The sequence below is a fragment of the Rhizobium sp. YS-1r genome (genome assembly GCF_000757525.1).
In the GTDB taxonomy this organism is placed as follows: Bacteria; Pseudomonadota; Alphaproteobacteria; order Rhizobiales; family Rhizobiaceae; genus Neorhizobium; species Neorhizobium petrolearium.
In genome coordinates, this window is sequence record NZ_JPYQ01000006.1 from 332,772 (window position 1) to 352,373 (window position 19,602).

General features: G+C 62.2%; 13 protein-coding genes and 1 other RNA gene. 10 read left to right on the forward strand and 4 right to left on the reverse strand.

Features of this window, described 5'->3' with window-relative positions; all coding sequences use genetic code 11:
* Positions 1-4: 4 nt before the first annotated feature.
* The 3 genes from rbbA to mgtA are packed head-to-tail and all read left to right on the forward strand — an operon-like array spanning position 5 to position 6,468.
* A complete protein-coding gene (rbbA, locus tag JL39_RS06065) occupies positions 5-2,749 on the forward strand; it encodes a ribosome-associated ATPase/putative transporter RbbA (RefSeq protein WP_037147399.1) in 2,745 nt (914 codons plus the stop codon).
* A gap of 2 nt (positions 2,750-2,751) precedes the next feature.
* Positions 2,752-3,864, forward strand: coding sequence for an ABC transporter permease (locus JL39_RS06070; protein ID WP_037147402.1), 1,113 nt, complete (start codon positions 2,752-2,754; stop codon positions 3,862-3,864).
* Between the two features lie 15 nt (positions 3,865-3,879).
* Complete coding sequence (mgtA, locus tag JL39_RS06075; RefSeq protein WP_244446839.1) at positions 3,880-6,468, forward strand: magnesium-translocating P-type ATPase; 2,589 nt, start codon at positions 3,880-3,882, stop codon at positions 6,466-6,468.
* Between the two features lie 26 nt (positions 6,469-6,494).
* On the opposite strand, the gene thyA is transcribed toward mgtA, so the two are convergent.
* Both thyA and JL39_RS06085 read right to left on the reverse strand, forming a co-directional pair.
* Positions 6,495-7,412 carry a thymidylate synthase gene (gene thyA, locus JL39_RS06080; RefSeq protein ID WP_037147405.1) on the reverse strand — a complete coding sequence of 306 codons (918 nt, stop codon included), beginning with the start codon at positions 7,410-7,412 and terminating at the stop codon, positions 6,495-6,497.
* 153 nt (positions 7,413-7,565) lie between these two features.
* Positions 7,566-8,459, reverse strand: coding sequence for an NAD(P)-dependent oxidoreductase (locus tag JL39_RS06085; RefSeq protein ID WP_037147409.1), 894 nt, complete (start codon positions 8,457-8,459; stop codon positions 7,566-7,568).
* Between the two features lie 133 nt (positions 8,460-8,592).
* On the opposite strand from JL39_RS06085, the gene ssrA reads away from it, so the two are divergent.
* From ssrA to JL39_RS06100, 4 genes are all read left to right on the forward strand, one after another.
* Positions 8,593-8,962: a transfer-messenger RNA gene (gene ssrA / locus JL39_RS30840) on the forward strand.
* Between the two features lie 119 nt (positions 8,963-9,081).
* Complete coding sequence (locus JL39_RS06090) at positions 9,082-9,594, forward strand: SspB family protein (protein ID WP_037147413.1); 513 nt, start codon at positions 9,082-9,084, stop codon at positions 9,592-9,594.
* A gap of 17 nt (positions 9,595-9,611) precedes the next feature.
* Positions 9,612-9,815: a DUF4169 family protein gene (locus JL39_RS06095; RefSeq protein WP_037147415.1), complete on the forward strand. Its 204-nt coding sequence runs from the start codon at positions 9,612-9,614 to the stop codon at positions 9,813-9,815.
* 115 nt (positions 9,816-9,930) lie between these two features.
* Entirely contained in the window at positions 9,931-10,146 is a 216-nt protein-coding gene (locus JL39_RS06100) for a ribbon-helix-helix domain-containing protein (protein ID WP_037147418.1), read from the forward strand.
* 12 nt (positions 10,147-10,158) lie between these two features.
* Here JL39_RS06100 and JL39_RS06105 read toward each other — a convergent pair whose 3' ends face one another.
* Positions 10,159-13,860 (reverse strand): AsmA family protein, encoded by a 3,702-nt coding sequence (locus JL39_RS06105; protein WP_037147420.1) that lies wholly within the window; start codon positions 13,858-13,860, stop codon positions 10,159-10,161.
* Positions 13,861-13,932: 72 nt separating this feature from the next.
* Complete coding sequence (locus tag JL39_RS06110) at positions 13,933-15,348, reverse strand: FAD-linked oxidase C-terminal domain-containing protein (protein WP_037147423.1); 1,416 nt, start codon at positions 15,346-15,348, stop codon at positions 13,933-13,935.
* A gap of 908 nt (positions 15,349-16,256) precedes the next feature.
* Here JL39_RS06110 and JL39_RS06115 point away from each other — a divergent pair.
* The 3 genes from JL39_RS06115 (at position 16,257) to JL39_RS06130 (ending at position 19,594) form a co-directional block, all read left to right on the forward strand.
* The gene (locus tag JL39_RS06115; RefSeq protein WP_052182698.1) at positions 16,257-16,775 is read left to right on the forward strand and encodes a hypothetical protein; all 519 of its coding nucleotides are present in this window, start codon (positions 16,257-16,259) and stop codon (positions 16,773-16,775) included.
* A gap of 798 nt (positions 16,776-17,573) precedes the next feature.
* A complete protein-coding gene (locus JL39_RS06125) occupies positions 17,574-18,650 on the forward strand; it encodes a D-alanine--D-alanine ligase family protein (RefSeq protein ID WP_037147425.1) in 1,077 nt (358 codons plus the stop codon).
* Between the two features lie 104 nt (positions 18,651-18,754).
* A complete protein-coding gene (locus JL39_RS06130) occupies positions 18,755-19,594 on the forward strand; it encodes an NAD(P)-dependent oxidoreductase (protein ID WP_037147426.1) in 840 nt (279 codons plus the stop codon).
* The last annotated feature ends 8 nt before the right edge of the window (positions 19,595-19,602 follow it).

A 19,602-nucleotide genomic window follows, 5' to 3' on the forward strand; every position in this document is an offset into this window, starting at 1 on the left:
TGCCATGGCTGATCCGGCGGAACCTGCTTATGTCGCGCGATTGAAGGATGTCATCCATACGTACGGCAACACGACCGCACTCGACGGCGTCTCGCTGGATATCCCCGAAGGCCGGATGGTCGGCTTCATCGGACCGGACGGGGTCGGCAAATCCACCCTTCTTTCCCTGGTGGCAGGCGCGCGCAAGATCCAGAAAGGCAGCGTGCTGGCCCTGGGCGGCGACATGCGCAGCGGCGGCCATCGCAGTCGCGTCTGCCCGGCAATCGCCTACATGCCCCAGGGGCTGGGCCGCAATCTTTATCCAACGCTGTCGGTGTTCGAAAACGCCGATTTCTTCGGAAGCCTTTTCGGGCAGCGAAAGGAGGAAAGGGAGTACCGCATCCGCACGCTCTTGAGGCGCACCGGTCTTGCCGGTTTCGAAGATCGGCCGGCCGGCAATCTCTCGGGTGGGATGAAGCAGAAGCTCAGTCTCTGCTGCTCCCTCCTTCATGATCCAGACCTCTTGATCCTGGACGAACCGACAACCGGCGTCGATCCGCTGTCGCGCCGGCAGTTCTGGAATCTCATCGACGACATCAGGGCCGAACGCCCGCAATTGAGCGTCATGGTCGCCACCGCCTATATGGAGGAGGCAGCGCGTTTCGACTGGCTGGCGGCCATGGATGCCGGAAAGGTGCTCGCCACCGGCGCTCCCGACGAAATCCTCGCCCATACCGGGGCCTCTTCGCTCGATGAGGCCTTCATCGCGCTGTTGCCCGAGGAGGTGCGGGCCGCACACCATTCGGTGGAACGTCTTCCGCCGTCCTTCGGCGACTCGGACTTCGCCATCGAGGCGGAAGGGCTCACCATGCGCTTCGGCGATTTCACCGCCGTCGACAATGTCAGCTTCCGAATTCGCCGCGGTGAAATCTTCGGCTTTCTCGGCTCCAACGGCTGCGGCAAGACCACGACGATGAAGATGCTGACCGGTCTGCTGCCGGCCAGTGAGGGAACAGCCAGACTGTTCGGCGGAGAAGTCGATCCGCGCGACATGGCTATCCGCAGGCGCGTCGGCTACATGTCGCAGGCCTTCTCGCTCTACACGGAACTCACCGTCCGGCAGAACCTCGATCTGCATGCGCGCCTCTTTCAACTGCCCCCTGGGACTATTCCCGCTCGCATCGAGGAAATGGGCCGGCGGTTCCAGTTGCTCGACGTCATGGATTCACTGCCCGATGCGCTGCCGCTCGGCATCCGGCAGCGGCTTTCGCTTGCCGTGGCCCTCGTCCACTCGCCCGAGGTGCTGATCCTCGACGAGCCGACATCCGGCGTCGATCCCGTCGCCAGAGACCAGCTATGGGAGATGCTGATCGAGCTGTCCCGCAAGGACCAGGTGACGATCTTCATCTCCACCCATTTCATGAACGAGGCAGAGCGCTGCGACCGCATATCGCTGATGCATGCCGGCAAGGTGCTCGTTAGCGATACGCCGGATGCGATCCGCGACAGCCGCAAGGCCGCAACGCTGGAAGAGGCTTTCATCAGCTATCTGGAGGATGCGATCGGCGAACCGGCGCCCCTCCCGGAGGAACCGCAGGCCGAGCCCAGGCAGACGCCCGCCTTCTCGAGCGCCGGGCATCGGCGGTTCTTCGATCTGCGCCGCATCCTGAGCTTTAGCCGGAGGGAAGCGCTCGAAGTGCGCCGCGATCCGATCCGCGCCACGCTGGCCCTGATCGGCAGCGTCATCCTGATGTTTGTCGTCGGCTACGGCATCAATATGGACGTGGAGAACCTGACATTCGCAGCCCTCGATCGCGATGACACCGTGACAAGCCGGGACTATGTCGCCGATATCGCCGGCTCACGCTACTTCATCGAGCAGCCGCCGCTGGAAGACTACAACGATCTCGACAGGCGCATGCGCGATGGTTCGCTGAAGCTCGCGATCGAGATACCGCCGGGCTTTGCCGAACACGTCGCCCGCGGCAATGACGTGGAAGTCGGCGCATGGATCGACGGCGCCATGCCGCAGCGGGCGGAGACGACCCGGGGCTATGTCCAGGGCATGCACGCGCTCTGGATCGCCCGGCATGCGCGCGAGATCTACGGCGACGCTTCGGCATCCGCCTTCTCCATCGAAACCCGCTTCCGCTACAATCCCGGAATAGAAAGCCTGATCGCCATGGTGCCGGCGGTGATCCCGCTGCTTCTGCTCCTGATCCCGGCCATGCTCGCCGCCCTTTCGGTCGTCAGGGAGAAGGAACTCGGCTCGATCGTCAATTTCTACGTGACGCCCGTCACGAAACTCGAATTCCTGCTGGGCAAGCAGCTCCCCTATCTGGCGCTCGGCATGGCCAATGCCGTGCTGCTCTGGCTCTTCGCCATCCTTGTCTTCCAGGTACCGTTTACGGGCAGCCTCGTGACGTTCGCGGTGGCCGCCTTCCTCTACGTCGCCTTCTCGACGGCCTTTGGCCTTTTGGTCTCCAGCTTCATCTCGAGCCAGATCGCCGCGATCTTCGGCACCACGCTGATGACCATCATTCCCGCCGTGCAGTTCTCGGGCATGATCGATCCCGTCTCGTCGCTTCAGGGGTTCGGCGCCTTCATCGGCCGGATCTATCCGACGACCTATTTCAACATCATCTCGCGCGGCACCTTTTCGAAGGGACTGGCCTTCGAAAGCCTCGGCAGCGCCTTCCTGCCGCTTATCATCGCGGGCCCGCTGCTCATCGCGGCGGCGGCCGTCCTCCTCAAGAAACAGGCGAAGTGACGATGCGGCCCGGCACCATCTTCCATCTCGGCATCAAGGAACTGCGCGGCCTGCTGCGCGACCCCATCCTCATCGGGTTGATCATCTATGCCTTCACCATCGCCGTCTATACCGAAGCGAAAGCGGTGCCGGAGACGCTGAACAATGCGCCAATCGCGATCGTCGACGAAGACAACTCACCGCTCTCGCGCCGCATCGCCGATTCCTTCCTGAGCCCCTATTTCAAGCAGCCGTCGATGATCACGGCGGAAGAGATGGACGCCCGGATGGATGCCGGCACCGACACGTTCGCGCTCGATATCCCGCCGAATTTCCAGAGCGACCTGATCGCCGGCAAGGCGCCGGTCATCCAGCTCAATGTCGACGCGACCCGCATGACCCAGGCATTTTCCGGTTCCGGCTACGTGCAGAGCATCGTGACCACGGAAGTCTCCGACTTCGTGCGATCGAACACGGTTTCGCAGACACCGGACGTTGCCCTGACGCTCCGGTCCCGGTTCAACCCGGAACTCAACCAGACATGGTTCGCCTCGGTCATGACCGTCATCGATCATGTCACCATGCTGTCGATCATCCTCACCGGCACGGCCCTCATCCGCGAACGTGAGCATGGAACCATCGAGCACCTCCTGGTGATGCCGGTAACGCCGCTGGAGATCATGCTGGCCAAGGTCTGGTCGATGGGCCTTGTCGTGTTCATCGCGACGCTGCTGTCGCTCGTGCTCGTCGTGCAACTCCTGCTGCAGGTCCCGATCGAAGGATCGCTGGCGCTCTTCATGGCGGGAGCCGCGCTGCATCTTCTCGCGACGACCGCGCTTGGCATCGCGCTTGCCACGGTCGCGGGATCGATGCCGCAGTTCGGGCTGCTTCTGATCCTCGTCCTCATTCCGCTGCAGATCCTGTCAGGCGCGACGACGCCGCGCGAAAGCATGCCGGAAGTGATCCAGACGATCATGCTCGCCGCTCCCAACACGCATTTCGTCCTGATGGCGCAGGCGATCCTCTATCGGGGCGCCGGCCTTTCGGTCGTCTGGCCGCAGCTTGTCTGGCTCACCGGGATCGCAACCGTTCTCTTCACATTTTCGCTCCGCGGCTTTCGACGGTCGCTCAAGTGACGGTAGTAGATGGCAATGTCCGCGAACGATGAATTGGGGACATACTGGTCGGCAGGCGAGGACGCGCTGCTGAACGCATTGGCCAGCTCGAAAGACGGCCTTTCCACGGCGGAAGCGTCCGCCAGGCTGAAGAGCTCAGGCCCGAATGCGCTCACCGAAAACGGGCACGATTCAGCGTTCAAGGTCTTCATCCGCCAGTTTCGCAGCCCGCTTGTGCTGATCCTGATCGGTGCGGCGGCGATTTCCGCAGCGGTCGGCGAAGCACATGAAGCAATCATCATCACGCTTATCGTTCTGGGAAGCTGCGTGCTCGGCTTTCTGCAGGAGTTTTCGGCATCCCGGGCAATGGAGACGCTCCGGCTACGCCTGACCCGCACGACGACGGCGCTCCGCGACGGTGCCGAAAGGACCATCAACGCAAGCGACGTGGTTCCCGGCGATATCCTTCGTCTTTCCGCCGGAAGCCTGATCCCCGCCGACGGCAGGATCCTCGAAGCGCGGGACTTCAATGTCAGCGAGGCCGTGCTGACCGGCGAGACGTTCCCGGTCGTCAAGATGCCGGGCCTTGCCGAGGCGGATGCGCCGCTCATCCGGCGCAACAATGCCGTCTTCGCCGGAACCTCGGTGCGCAGCGGCACCGCCTCCGTTCTGGTGACCCGCACCGGCGCCCGCACGGAGTTCGCCTCGATCGCCGCAAGCCTCGAACGGCAGGTTCCGGAGACGGAGTTCGCGAGAGGCATCCGCCGCTTCGGGGTGCTGGTGACCGAGATCATGTTCGTCATGGTCATCGTCGTCTTCTTCGCCAATGCCTCCCTCGGCAGGCCGCTCATCGATTCCGTCCTCTTCTCGCTGGCTCTCGCCGTCGGCCTGACACCGGAACTCCTGCCGGCGATCATCAGCGTGACGCTTGCCCGAGGCGCACGGCGGATGGCCGAAAACGGCGTCATCGTCCGCAGGTTGGAAGCGATCGAGAACCTCGGCAGCATCGACATCCTGTGCACCGACAAGACCGGTACGCTCACGGAGGGGCTGATCCATCTGGACGCCTGGATGGACACCGAGGGGCGTCCTTCGAGTGAGGTCCTCCGGCTGGCCCGTCTCAATGCCGCCTTCCAGAGCGGCATGGCCAACCCGCTGGATGAGGCGATTGTCGCGGCGCCGATGACGGAGGCGCCGGAGAAATCCTTCCGGAAATGCGACGAAGTCCCCTACGATTTCATCCGCAAGCGCCTTTCCGTCATCGTCAAATCGCCGGAAGAAGAAACGATACTGATCTGCAAGGGCGCGGTAGCCAATGTGCTTGAGATATGTAGCACGTTGCGGACAGCATACGGCGAAGAGCCGCTCATCGCGGAGCGGCGAGCCCCTCTCGAAGAGCGATTCCGCACCTGGGGCGAACAGGGTTACCGGGTGCTCGCCATCGCGACACGCCGGTTACCCTCTCAGCAACACTATGGCCGGGATGCTGAAACCGCACTGAGGCTGGAAGGCTTCCTCCTGTTTCTCGATCCGCCGAAACAGGGCGTCACGGAGTCCCTGAAAGATCTTCAGGCCCGTGGCATCACCGTCAAGATGATCACCGGCGACAACAGATATGTCGCTGCCCATCTCGCCGCATCGGTGGGGCTGAGATCGGATCGCATCCTGACCGGAGTCCAGGTCTCCCGTCTCACCGCCGCAGGTCTCGCAGCAAGGGCAAAGATCACGGACCTCTTCGTCGAAATCGATCCGAATCAGAAGGAGAGGATCGTCGCAGCCCTTCGCGCCCGCGGGCACGTCGTCGGCTATCTCGGAGATGGCATCAACGATGCCGCAGCCCTGCACGCGGCCGATATCGGCATTTCCGTAGACGGCGCCGTGGATGTCGCGCGTGAAGCCGCCGACATGGTCCTCCTGAAGCGCGATCTCGGCGTGCTCGTCCGCGGCGTCGACGACGGGCGCGCGACATTCGCCAACACGATGAAATACATATCGATTACCGCCAGCGCCAATTTCGGCAACATGATCAGCATGGCCCTCGCCTCGCTGGTCCTGCCCTTCCTGCCGCTGCTCGCCAAGCAGATCCTGCTCAACAACTTCCTTTCCGATATCCCCTCCTTCGCCATCGCTACCGACCATGTCGATATCGAAGACAAGCGCTCGCCGCGGCATTGGGACATCGGCTTCGTGCGGCGCTTCATGATCACCTTCGGACTGATCAGCTCGGTCTTCGATCTGGCGACCTTCGTCTTCCTGATGCTCGTCGCCCGCGCGGGCGAACAGGTTTTCCAGACGGCCTGGTTCGTGGAATCGCTGCTGACGGAACTGCTGATCGTCTTCGTCATCCGGACACGCAAACGCTTTTGGCGAAGCCGGCCGGCCGGCCTCCTGATGATATTGACCTTTGCCGTCGCGGTTGTCGCGATCGCTTTGCCCTTCCTGCCGCTACCCGACTGGTTCGGCTTCGTCCCGCCGCCCTTGCCGGTCATCCTGGGCATACTGCTGATAACGCTGTCGTATCTGGCTGTCTCGGAAGTCACCAAGCGCTGGTTCTTCCTTCGCGAGGACCGCAGATCAAAAGTCCGAGGACAGAGGGCTCGCAAGCCGCGGAGACGGCACGGCTGATCGGCAGTACAGGCTCGGCGATATCCTCAAACCGCCACCGGGGCCTCGATCGCGGGATGTGGATCGTAGCCGGTGACCTCGAAATCCTCGATCCTGTACCCGTCGATGCTGTCCGGCCGCCGGAGCAGCCGCAGTTTCGGAAACGGCCGCGGCTCCCGCTCCAGCACCGTTCTCGCGAGATCCTGGTGATCGAGGTAAAGGTGAACGTCGCCGCCGACCCAGACGAGCTCGCCCGGGGTCATGTCCACCTGCTGCGCCACCATGGCAAGCAGCGCCGCCTGCTGGCAGACGTTGAACGGATTGCCGAGCCCCATGTCGCTCGACCGCTGCAGCACGAGCAGGGAAACCTTCTGACGACGCCCTTCGCCGATATTGGAGACGTGGAACTGATAGGTCATATGGCAGGGATGCAGCGCCATCTGGTCGAGCTCGGGCACGTTCCAGGCGTGAAACAGCATGCGCCGGCTTGAAGGGTTCTTGCGCAGCGTCTCGATGACTTCCGCCAACTGGTCGTATTCCTTGCCGTCCGCACCCTTCCATCGCCGCCACTGCTTGCCATAGACGGGGCCGAGATCGCCCCATTCCTCGGCAAATGCGGCATCGGCGAGAATCCTGTCCTCGAAATCCTTCTGAGAAATGTCGGAGCCGGTCGCCTTGCGGTAGGCTGCGAGCGGCCAGTCCGTCCAGATGCGGACATTCTCGCTGAGGAGCGACCGGATATTCGTCTGCCCGGTCAGGAACCACAGCATCTCCTTGACGGCGGTCTTCCAGAAAACCTTCTTCGTCGAGTAGACGGGAAAGCTGCCGTCGGAAAGATCGAAGCGCATCATCACGCCGAACATCGAAAGCGTGCCCACGCCGGTGCGGTCTATCCTTCGGTCGCCCTTCTCCAGGAGGTAGCCCAGCGTATCGAGATATTGGTATTCCGGATGTCTCAGCGTCAAGGCGATGTCCCTCCGCGAAGTTCCGCCGCCATGCGCATTCGTGCGCGCAAGACAGACAGGACCGCCGATTCGTTTTTATGGATTTCAATAATAGCACACCACAGCCCGGCCAATCTCGCGGCAACGGCTTTCCCCGGCATTTTGCCGGGCAGCTTACCGGGACACGTAGTTCCGCCAGTTATGCTCCTCGGAAAAACCCAGCACCTCGCGGATCTTGCGGTTGCTGATCGGGGCTTCGAACTCACCGATCTCCCCGGTGATCGGCGTCCCCGGTGCCCATTTTTCGAGGAACGGCCGGGTCGGTTCGTAAGCCGTGATCGTGTCGTTGACGGCATTGAAGACCTGGAAGCCGAGCCCGTTCTTTTCGACGCCGAGATGCACGATCTGGCCGAGGTCGCGGGCGTCGATATAGCTCCACGCATTGCGCTTGCGCGATGGCGGGTCGGCAAGGAAGGCGGGAAAGCGTGCATAGTCTTCCGGCGAAATCACATTGCCGATCCTCAACGCATAGATATCGGCACCGAAGCGCATGGCGAAGGCGCGCGCCGTCTTCTCGTTGACCACCTTGGAAAGCCCGTAGCTGTCCATCGGGTCGACGTCGTAGTTCTCGGTCAGCGGGAATGAATGATAGTCCTTGTCCCCCTCGGCGAAGCAGACGCCATAGGTCGTCTCGCTGGAGGCGACGATCACCTTTCGGATGCCGAGTTTCATCGCCGCTTCGATAACGTTGTAGGTCGAGACCGTATTCGCGGCGAATGTTGTATTGTCAGGCCGCATGAGGATGCGCGGCACGGCGGCGAAATGCACCACCGCGTCGACCGGCGCCGGGCCCTTTCCGCTCGCAAGTCCCTGAAAGCCGAAATGCATGGAAAGCGCGTTGAACGCTTCACCGCTGTCGGTCAGGTCGGTGATCAGCGTGTTGACGCCGGGATGATCGAGCGGCACCAGATCGAGGTTGAGGACTTCATGCCCCTGGTCGAGAAGATAGGGCACGACATGCCGCCCAGCCTTGCCGCTGCCGCCGGTGAATACAATTCGCTTGCCCATGGCATTGCCTCCTCAGACATTGTCGCGCCACACAGATCTGATCGCGCTGTCTGCGCCTTCTAAAGACGCCTCGACTAAGTATCCCCCAGTCGGCCTCTTGGCCAGCCGGAAATAGCCGCAAGCTGTTGCGCGCCCCCTTTTCATGGACGAGGGAAATGCCTATATGGGGATTGCCGGACACCTGTCCGGCTATGGCAATAAACGGTCGGTGTAATAAACCTATTGGACCCGGGGGCGGTACCCGGCGCCTCCACCAAAAACCGGTCGGTCGAAGAAGACCGGCTTTTGATGGGGGCGAAATAGGATCGACAAGGGTGTAAAGATCGAACTTTTGCTCGGCATGATACCACCGTTATCGGGTCAAAAAGTGTAGTTGCAAACGACAACAACGCTAAGGAATATGCTCTCGCTGCCTAATGGCGGTGCGGGAATTCCGCTTTAAGTCCTTACGGTTAGCACCGTAAGGCGGGGTCCGAAGGCACCTGGCAACAGAAGCCTTCACCTTCCTGCCTCAGTCGAATACTATTGGTCTGACTCGGAGAGCGATGGGCTTCCCCGCGCCCGACCGGCATGGCATAACACGTCTGACTAAAAGACGAGACAAGTGGAAAGACAGGACCGCATGGGGCAGGATCACATCCGTTACGACATTCTGGCGCAAGACGCTCTGCGTGGCGTCATCCGTAAGGTCTTGTCCGAAGTCGCGGCCACCGGCCGGCTGCCGGGCGATCATCATTTCTTCATCACATTCCTGACCGGCGCGCCGGGTGTGCGCATTTCCCAGCACCTGAAGGCGAAATATCCCGAGCAGATGACCATCGTCATCCAGCATCAGTTCTGGGATCTCAAGATCACCGAAACCCAATTCGAGGTCGGCCTCTCCTTCTCCGACACGCCGGAACGCCTGGTCATCCCCTTCAACGCCATCCGCGGCTTCTATGATCCGTCGGTGAATTTCGAACTGGAATTCGAAGTACCGCTTGCCGATGAGGACGACAATTCCTCCGCCGAGATCACTGCCATTCCGGTCGAGGCCACCTCGAAACCTGCCGAAACCGAGGCCAAGAGCAAGACCGACGAAGAAAAGAAGCCCGGTTCGGTCGTGTCGCTCGATTCCTTCCGCAAGAAACAGTAGCGCGGAGGCGCCGCATCATGAGCGCCGAGATCGTCAATCTGCGCCAGTTCCGCAAGGGCAAGGGCCGGCTCGAAAAGGAGAAGGAAGCGGAGCAGAACCGCATCACCTTCGGCCGGACGAAAGCGGAAAAATCCCTGACAAGGGCACGCAACGAGAAGGCCGGAAAGGCACTCGACCAGGGCCGGCTGGAAAAGCCGCACGAGGGACGTCAGGACGATTGAACCTTTGGGATACAGTGTTAACGCGCGGTTAACCGACCCGCTACCGGGATGCTTGACGCCAAGGGCGTAACAGTTTGAATAAGCCCGACTTTTCTCACCTGTCCCGGAGAGTTTCGTGATCCGCAAACATTCCGCGACGCTTCACGGTCATCGCACCAGTTTTTCCCTCGAAGACGAATTCTGGCTCGAACTGAAGACGATCGCTGCCCAGCGCAAAATCAGCCTTGCGAGCCTGATTGCCGAAATCGACGACCTGCGCTCGCCCGACAGCAATCTGTCCTCGGCGCTGCGCGTGCATGTGCTCACCTGGCTCAAGAAGAAGATGGTATGAAACGCTGCGGGTTCAGCGCTGGACACCCGGAAGGCCAGGCACGTCCGCCGGCGGGATGACCGGTGGCTCCTGCCGGAGGATATTGTCGGTCGGGGGCACGATGAGCTGCGGCTGGCCGATCTGCCGCTGGCGTTCTTCTTCGGCGGCACGGGCTGCGGCAGCAGCGGCCTGAGCCTGACGCTGACGCTCGGCTTCTTCGGCTTCGCGGCGTGCCTTCTCCTCCGCTTCTGCCTTCTCGCGTGCCGCCTGCCGCTCGGCCGCCTGGAAATTGTAAAGCGCCACCTCGCGGCGCAGGCGCTGTTTTTCCAGCACGCTCGCCTGCAGCGCCTCGACCCGCCGCCGCTCCTGCTCGAAGGCCCGCTGCGACAGGAAATTGGTCATCGCCCCAACATCGATGTGTTGCGTGGGCTTGGCAAGGTCACCCGAATAGTCGAGCCGGACGGTCGGATCGCCGCCGGCAAGCCCTTCCTCGCCGGCATCGTAGGTGACGGCGAGATCAGCGGTCATGCCGTCCTCCAGAAGATCGAAGCGTCCCTCGCCGGAAAGTTTCGTCGTACCAACCGCAGCAGAGATATTCTGCGCCCGCGCCTCACCCGCCGTGATCGTGACGGGAATCGTCAGATCGCCGATCTCAGCTCGGCCCTGATGCACCAGACCGGCGACAAGCGGCCGGATCTTCTCCTCCGTCACCTCGCCGCCGAGTTTGTCCGCCGCCGCCATCAAGGGTTTGAGCGCGTCGGGATTGATCCCCGCGACCCCCAGTCCCTTGAGCCGCAACTCGGCCGAGCCGCTGACGGCATCGAGCAATTCGGCGACGGTCTTGCCGGTCGATTCGGCGGAAATGTCGAAATCGAGCTGACCACTGGCAACCGGTTTACCTCCGGCCTTCCAGACGAGCAGCGCAAGATCGGTATTTTCGGCTGCAAGCTGCACTTGCAGAAGCCCGTTACCGTCGCCGTTCGACATCATCATGCGACCGGCCAGTTTGCCGCCCTGCCAGTTTCCGACGCCGTTCTCGATGATGACACCGCCTGCGCGATGGGTAATTCTGGCCGAGAAGTCGGTGATGCTGCCGAAGCCATCCGTGCGGAACGCTTTCGCCCTGAGATCGAGCGCAGCATCCAGGTCACCGAAGATCGGCCGGCTCAGCGGCTTTGAGGAAAAGGCGCCATTCCGAGGATCGCTGACCGGACCGAAGACCGCCTCCCCAAGCCAGGCAAGATCCAGGGTATCGATGTCGAGCGACCCGGTCGCCGGCATGCCCGGCGCTTTCCGGTCAATGGCGATATCGCCTGTGAAATCGTTGCCCGCCGACGTGCCTCGAAGACCGGCGACCTGCAGCGCGTCCGGCGTCATGCTGACATCGGCTTCGAGCATGACCGGCAGGCCGGTTCCGAATTGCGGCAATCCGATGCCGTTCATCAAAAGATAGGGTTCCAGATCATCGCTTTTCAGCGTCACGTGACCGGCGCCTTCGCCGAAACCCTCGTTGTGGATATTTAGGTCCCCCCTCATCTCGAAGGTCGTCCTGCCGGTCCTGAACGACAGGTCCGCGTCCGCCCGGTCTGCCGAAATCTGCCGAAGGTTGAGGGCGAGCCGGCCCGCGCCGTCTCCGTCGAAAGGCAGAGGATCGAGGCCTGCCTGCCCCAGAAGAATCCGCGAGTCGGGGTTATCGAGCGACACGTTCAGCATCATGTCATCGCTGCCCGTCAGGTCGAACAGGCCCGGGAGCATCAGATCGGCATTCACCTCGCTGCCGTTCGATTTTCCCTTGAGGGCGATCTCCACTCCGGCGACATTTCCCCCGACCTTCAGGTCGGCGGAAAGATCCGCATTCGCGAACCAGGAGGCATTGCGCGCCAGCCGCTGCAAAGCCGGATGCGGTGGCAGCCGGTCGCGCAGCATGGTTAGAAATGCCGCCGGATCATCCGAGCGGAAGTTCAAGGTCCCGCTGCCGGCATAGGAAAGCAGCGAGCCTTCCACCTTACCGACGGCAGAAATCGTCGCGCCCTCGATGTTGCCGACCACCAGCCGTTCGAGCGAGAACACGCCGCCGGCCATGGTGAAAGCCGTATCGACCTTGTCGGCCGCAACGCCGAACGCCGTGAAGCGATCCGCCCGAAGCGTTGCCGCGATATGGTGGTCGAGCACGTCCTGGCCCGCATCGTCGCCGGTCAGCAGGGAAGCGAGCGCCCGCATGGCGTCGATGTCGATCTCGTTGCCGGCAAGGCTCACAGAAAGGTTGGGTGCCTGAGCCTGCGGCGACTGGCGCTCCAGCCGCCCCTTGAGCGTCGCCGCACCGATCGCAAGCTCGAGGTTGTCAAAACGCTGCATCTCGGGCGTCAGATTGACCCTTGCGGAAAAACCCGCCGACCGGAGCTGGCGGATTTCGGGCGCCACCCGCCCGGACAACCAGTCGGCAAGGCCGGATGGTTGGTTGGAGGCGACCAGCATGTCGCCGACGAAGGAAACCCGGTCGCGCAGGAGGAGGCTGCCCTTAGCTTCGAGCTGCGTGCGGCCCGGCAGGGTCGCCACCACGTTATCGACCGCCCAGCCCCGTCCGGCAGGACGGATGTCGAGCTTGATGTCGCGGATCGTCGTGTCGTTGGCGACGATAGCCGGCAGCCGGAGGCTCGCCCGGCCGGGCACCTGCGGAATGGGGATGGAGGCGGCCATGCGGATGAAATTGTTGATGCGTCGCTGCGCCGAAATAGCCGGATCGCGGCCGGTCTTGGCCCGCCCCCCCTCGCCCAGGCGGTTCACGTCGATCTGCTGGCCTTCGGCGGTCAGCAGGAATTCCGGCTTTTCGCCGGTATCGAGCGTTGCCTCGCCCGTCACGACATAAGGGTTATCGGTCGCGCCGATCTCCACCCGGTATTGCGGAATGCGGATGCGCTCGTTGGTCAGCTCGAAACCGCCCTTCACCCGCGGTCCGGGTGGCGGCGCTTCGACCGGCTCGGTGTCGTCTTCCTCCTGCAGCAGGTCGAGGGTGAAATTGCCGTTATAGTTCGGCTTGCCGTCGGCCAGCGAAAGTTCCCCGTCGAGATTGACCTCGACCGGCTGGGCATCCGGCCAGAGCCTCAACCGCAGCGGCAGCCGCCTGGCATCGGTGTCGGCCGCGCCGCTTGAAAGGTTGAACCTCGCCGCATATCCGTCGAGGATCGCATCGCCCTCTCCCCGCCAGGGCCCGCGGAGAGACGCGGCGGAAAAATCGCCCGAGAGGCCGGTAATCCGCCGTGACCGGCCGGACTGTTCATCGACGAGGTCGATCTCGCCGCCGGTGACATGCACGTCCTCGATCACGACGACGCGGGTGGGGATCGCCGCCTGGCTGCCGCGCATCCAGTCAAGCGTACCGTCCTTCAGGAGCCGGATGCGCGCCCTCGGTTCCTCGATGCGCATATCGAAGATGCGCGCTTCGCCGGAGAGGAAGGGCGCAAGCTCCATGTCCATGGAAAAGCGCGCCACCTGCACCAGCGGCTGACCATCCGTATCCATGCCGACCCGAACATCGTGCAGGGTGACGGATGGAAATGGCAGTATACGCGCGTCGACCGCCCCGTGGACGGAAACTTTTTTTCCAAGGATGCGGCTTGCCTGTTCCTCGAAACCGACGCGAAAGCTCGACCAGTCGACAAAAAACGGTGCAAGCAGTGCCGTGAACAGCGCCACCACCACCAATCCGCTCAAGGCCAACAGGATACGTCCAAACAACGCGGCTTCTCCGATCTCGCTATGAGACTAGTCTTATCGGGTGGGCAGACAAGTCAAGCTTGCGGGAAGAGTTCATTTGCCAGCACGGAAGATCTTGCCGGGATTGAAGATATTGTCGGGATCGAGGCTCTTCTTGATGGAGCGCATCAGGTCGACCGCACCGCCCAGCTCTTCTTCGAGAAAGGCCATCTTGCCCTGCCCGATGCCGTGTTCGCCGGTGCAGGTGCCATCCATGGCAAGCGCCCGGCGGTTGAGGCGCTCGATGAAACCCTCGACCTTCTCGACGGAGGTGGGGTCCTTGCCGTCGAAAAGCACAAGCACGTGGAAATTGCCGTCGCCCGCATGACCGACGATCGGCGCAAGCAGACCCTCGGCGACGATATCCGCCTGAGTCTCGGCCACGCATTCGGCAAGCCGCGAGATCGGCACGCAGACGTCGGTTGAGAGGCCGTCGAGCTCCGGCGCCAGCGCCCGGCTCGCCCAATAGGCATTGTGCCGCGCATTCCAGAGCTTTGCGCGCTCCTCCGCGTTCGCCGTCCAGCGGAACTCGTCGCCGCCACATTCCGTGGCGATTTCGGAAAACTGCGCCGACTGCAGCGCCACCGTCTCCTCGGTGCCGTGGAATTCCAAGAAGAGCGTCGGCTTTTCCGGATAGGAGAGCTTCGAATAGGCATTGCAGGCGCGCATCTGCACCTCGTCGAGCAGCTCGATGCGGGCGACCGGGATGCCCATCTGGATCGTCATGATGACCGCGTCGCAGGCGGCCGCAACGCTCGGGAAGGCGCAGACCCCGCCGCCGATCTTTTCCGGAATGCCCTGCAGGCGAAGCGTGATGGACGTGATGACGCCGAGCGTGCCTTCCGAGCCGACGAACAGCCGGGTCAGATCATAGCCCGCGGACGATTTCCTGGCCCGCCGCGCGGTGCGGATTTCCTCGCCATCGGCGGCGACGACCGTGAGCGACAGGACATTGTCCTTCATCGTGCCGTAGCGCACCGCATTGGTGCCTGACGCGCGGGTCGCCACCATGCCGCCGATCGTCGCGTTCGCACCCGGATCGATCGGGAAGAACAGGCCGGTATCGCGCAGTTCCCGGTTCAGCTCCTCGCGGGTGATGCCGGGCTCCACCGTCACGTCGAGATCGGCGGGGCTGACGCGAAGCACCCTGTTCATGCGGCTGAAATCGATCGAAATCCCGCCGGACGGCGCGTTGACCTGACCTTCCAGCGACGACCCGACCCCGAAGGGAATGACCGGCACGCGATGGGCGGCGCAGGTCTTCACCACCGTCTTCACATCCTCGGCGCTCTCGACGAAGACGACGCCATCCGGAAGCTGGGCCGGCAGATAGGTGGTCGTATGCGCATGCTGCTCGCGAAAGGACTGGCCGGTCTGGAACCGTTCGCCGAAGGATTGTTTCAGGATGCCGAGAACCGTGCCGATGCCTTCCTCGTTGCGAAAGCCCGCCTTCACGTCCCTGACTGCCATGACCATTCTCCTCGTCGTATCGGGGATTGGTTAGGCGACGGGTCGGGCTTTGTCCAGAAATAACGGTGCGGATCGGGAAGACAGAATCCTCCCTTGGTGATGGCGGGTTTTCAAAGTCGGACGGCGCGCTGAAAGCTGCCTCTTAAGTTAGTTTTTAGGTGACACCTCTCAGCGCCCCGTTCGGCGGTTTATGCCCGCGACTCCGGTCCCTCTGCGATGACGGGGTTTGTGGGAACGGTGGCGTGTCCCTCCTTGAAAGGAAGGCGTCATGCACGCCCTTGTACTTACAATGCCGCAGGCCATGACTACCCCAGGCACGTCTTCCACCTGCGCCGCGCGGCCGGGCTTTCAAGGAAAACCCCCGGACGCCGCATGGCGCTGTCCCGTCACCCTCCAATGCCTCACAGGCACGCCCGGCGCCTAATGCAAGGAAGCGAAACGAGACGTCGGCCCGACAGCGTCTCATCCGCCCCCACGTCGCCGGAGGGAGACCATTTTCCGCGAACCCCGAATGCAAGGACTTACGTCGTTTCCTGACACCCGGCGCCGGCCCCGCCTCACTGGCACGCCTGCCAGCGTATCCGATGCGGGACGGCAGGATTGTAGGCACAAGGCGTGAGGGCGGGGATGAAAAAAGCGCGCAGCCGACCTCTTTCCTTGCGGGTGAGGAAGAAAAATCAGCATCTTAGCTGAAAAGCCGGATGCCGGATTTTTCAGGATAGAGGCCAAGTCGTCCCCACCTTACACACCCCTCGTGTGGAATTTTCGACACATCGCTTCCCTCCCTGCCCCGGAGAAATGCGGAACTAGGGTACAAATGCCCACCACGCCAGAGGAGCATATCGGATGACAGCTTTGCGCCAATTGCGGGCATTGGATTGCTCGTTTGAAATGATTATGCTCGCCGCATGACGCACCGATACATCTATTTGCGACCGGTAATACTCAAAATCATCGTGGCTGTGATGCTGATGTGTAATTTAAGTCCGGCGGCAGCAGAACGGATCAATTTCCCCGGTGGCTTTCGGCTCGGCAGTTCACTTGATGAAGCCAAGCGGCATGCGGCCTCCCGAGGCTGGCAACTCGTCGCCATTTCACCTGAATTACCAGACTCATGGATCGTAAAGAACCAGAATATAGGCGTTCATGTTTGCAATGATACCGTAGCGAGCGTAACTCAGAGTTCACCGGGTGATCTGGATGACTTTGCGCAGATTGTCTCTAACCTGCAGATGGAACGAGGTAAGCCGACACTTCAGGTCGTGTCGTTCATGGCCGGATCGACACCGATATCAAGCATCGATGCACGCTTCGCAGAGGTGGAGGGTCTGGGTGTCGCGGTCCAGTTCAGCAGCACGGGGGGCAAGCTTGCCATATCCACAAACTACTTTTCCGATAAATGCGCACAGCACCCGAAAGACCGTTAAGGACGGAAGCCGCCTCGGCAGGATCGCGACATGAGCGGTCGTCAATGCAGGACACTATAGGGCCGACGCACATACCGTTGGCGGACTACTTCACCCTCTCTCCAGATGTCACCGGGAATGAAGCCGCAGCTCTCATACAGCTGCCTGGCGGCACCCGCTCCCGGACGACCTGCGACGAAGGTATCCACATGAACAGTAGACTCGGGAGGTGTGGTTGAAATGGCAGCCTCGACAAGTCTCTTACCAATGCCGAGCCGCCGAAAGTTGGAAGAGACCGCGAGCCAGCGGATGGCATACTCCCTACCGCTACCGCCTATGATAACGCCCCCCAAAAAGCAGCCATCTCCAGCATCGGTTCTTGCGCAGTAGGCCTGCCGCCGCGCGATCTTCCGGATAAGAACATCATCGAAACTGGGCATGGGACCGAACAACGGCACCACTTCCTCAGCCAGCCGAAGCCAAGGTGCTACATCATCATGTTGTGCCAAGCTGATCTGAACTTGCATCCACCGCCTCGCCATGTCCTGAACCAAACTTCCATAGCAGACAGATGTTGGCTTGTCCGCTTTGGGCCAACAGCGGAAGAGCTTCAATGGCTCCAATCCGTCATCCATTGACATGAACGCCTTAACTCAAGCTCAGTGCTCTGCAGGCTCCTGCCTCCAAAAAACCCCGCTCCCACGCGGCTTACGCGCCAAGGATAAAGTGGAACCGCCAAGTTAAACAAATTTCCACCCACAATGCGCCACTTTCAAGCGACAACTCTATCGACGCACGCCCAATCCTTCAGGAGATCCCATGAATTCGCCCGCGTCAAAACTGCGCATCGCCGTGCTCTTCGGTGGCCGTTCCAGCGAGCACGACGTTTCGATCATGTCGGCCACCAACGTGATGCGGGCGCTCGATCCGCAGAAATACGACGCGCTGCCTGTCTTCGTCACCCGTAATGGGCGATGGCTGAAAAGCCGCTTCGAGGGCGGCGAGCTCGACAGGCCTTCGACCGGTGTCGAAATCTGCCTCGTGCCCGGCGGACATGGCCGCATCCTGACGATCGGGCCCGACGGAAAGGCCGCCGAGGGCGACAGGATCGACATTGTCTTTCCGGTCCTGCACGGCCTGCACGGCGAGGACGGCGCGGTCCAGGGGCTTTCGGAGGTGGCGCGGGTGCCGCTCGCCGGCTGCGGCATCCTCGGCTCGGCGGCAGCACTCGACAAGGACATCGCCAAGCAGCTCCTGAAGGCGGCCGGAGTGCCGGTCGCCCGCTCGGTGACGATCGATCGGGACGAACCACCCGCCCTGGACGCACTCGAAGCCCGGCTCGGCCTTCCGCTCTTCATCAAGCCCGCCCGGCAGGGCTCGTCGGTCGGCGTCAGCAAGGTTTCGGGCAGCCAGGAATTCGCGCCGGCGCTTGCCGAGGCGTTGGGGCATGACCGCAAGCTGCTCGCCGAAGAGTTCATCGCCGGGCGCGAGATCGAATGCAGTGTGCTGGAAGATACCAAAGGCGGCCTCTTCGTCTCCCGTCCCGGCGAGATCGTGCCCGCCGAAAGCCATGGCTTCTACAGCTATAACGCCAAGTATATCGACGAGAATGGCGCGGCGCTGAAGGTGCCGGCTGAGCTTCCTCCGGAGGTCGAGAGCAGTATCCGCGAGATGGCGGCCCGCGCCTTCCGCGCACTCGGCTGCGACGGCATGGCGCGCGTCGATTTCTTCCTGATGGAGGACATGCGTTTCCTCGTCAACGAGGTGAACACCATTCCGGGCTTCACCGACATCAGCATGTATTCGAAGGCGATGGAGGCAAGCGGGATCAGCTATCCGGAAATCATCGACCGGCTGGTGGAACACGGCCTGGCGAGAGCGGCACAAGAGGGCTGACACCCGCAATGGGTCCGGAACTACTGCCGGGGTTTCTGCTACCGGATTGTGGAGAAATGCTCTAAACCGGATCCATCGTCCTTCATTCTCCGGGAGCTATGGCAATGGCAGTGATCGCGATCTTTGGCGCCGGTGCGATGGGAGCAGGGATCGGCCGGAGGCTGGTCGAAGGCGGCGCAACAGTGCTGACCTATCTCGAAGGCCGTTCGCCTGCGACCCGGGAACGGGCGGAAGCCGCCGGCATGCGGCCCGCCAGCCTCGAGGAAATGGTCGCGGCGGACATCATCCTCTCGATCGTGCCGCCGGCCGAAGCCGTCTCCGTCGCCGAGAAACTGGCAGCGGTGGCCGCAGGGCACGGGAAGCGGATCACATTCATGGACTGCAACGCCATTTCCCCGAAGACAATGGGCGAAGTCGCGAAGCGCTTCGATCCGCAGCATGCAGAGGTGCTGGACGGCTCGATCATCGGAATGCCGCCGAAACCGGGTTATGACGGCACGAAACTCTATGTGAGCGGCGATGCCGGAAACAGGAGCGGAATTCTCGCCGGACGCGGGCTCGACATACGCCGTATCGACGGACCGCTCGGCGCCGCTTCGGCGCTGAAAATGTGTTACGGAGGCATCAACAAGGGCGTCATCGGCCTCGGTACGGCGATGATGCTCGCCGCCATCCGCTCCGGCGCGGACCAGAGTCTGAAGGGCGAACTCGCAGACAGCGCGCCCGATCTCAACCGGAAACTCTCGCTCGGCATTCCCGACATGTATCCCAAGGCCTATCGCTGGGTGGCGGAAATGGAGGAGATCGCCGCCTTCCTCGGTGAAGACGACCCCGCCTCCCTCATCTTCAGGGGAATGGCCGGGCTTTACCGGAAGGTGACGGAGGACAGGAATGCAGGTGGGGAACTGGCGGCTCAACTGGATGGCTTGCTGGCTCGGGAGTGAAAGGATCG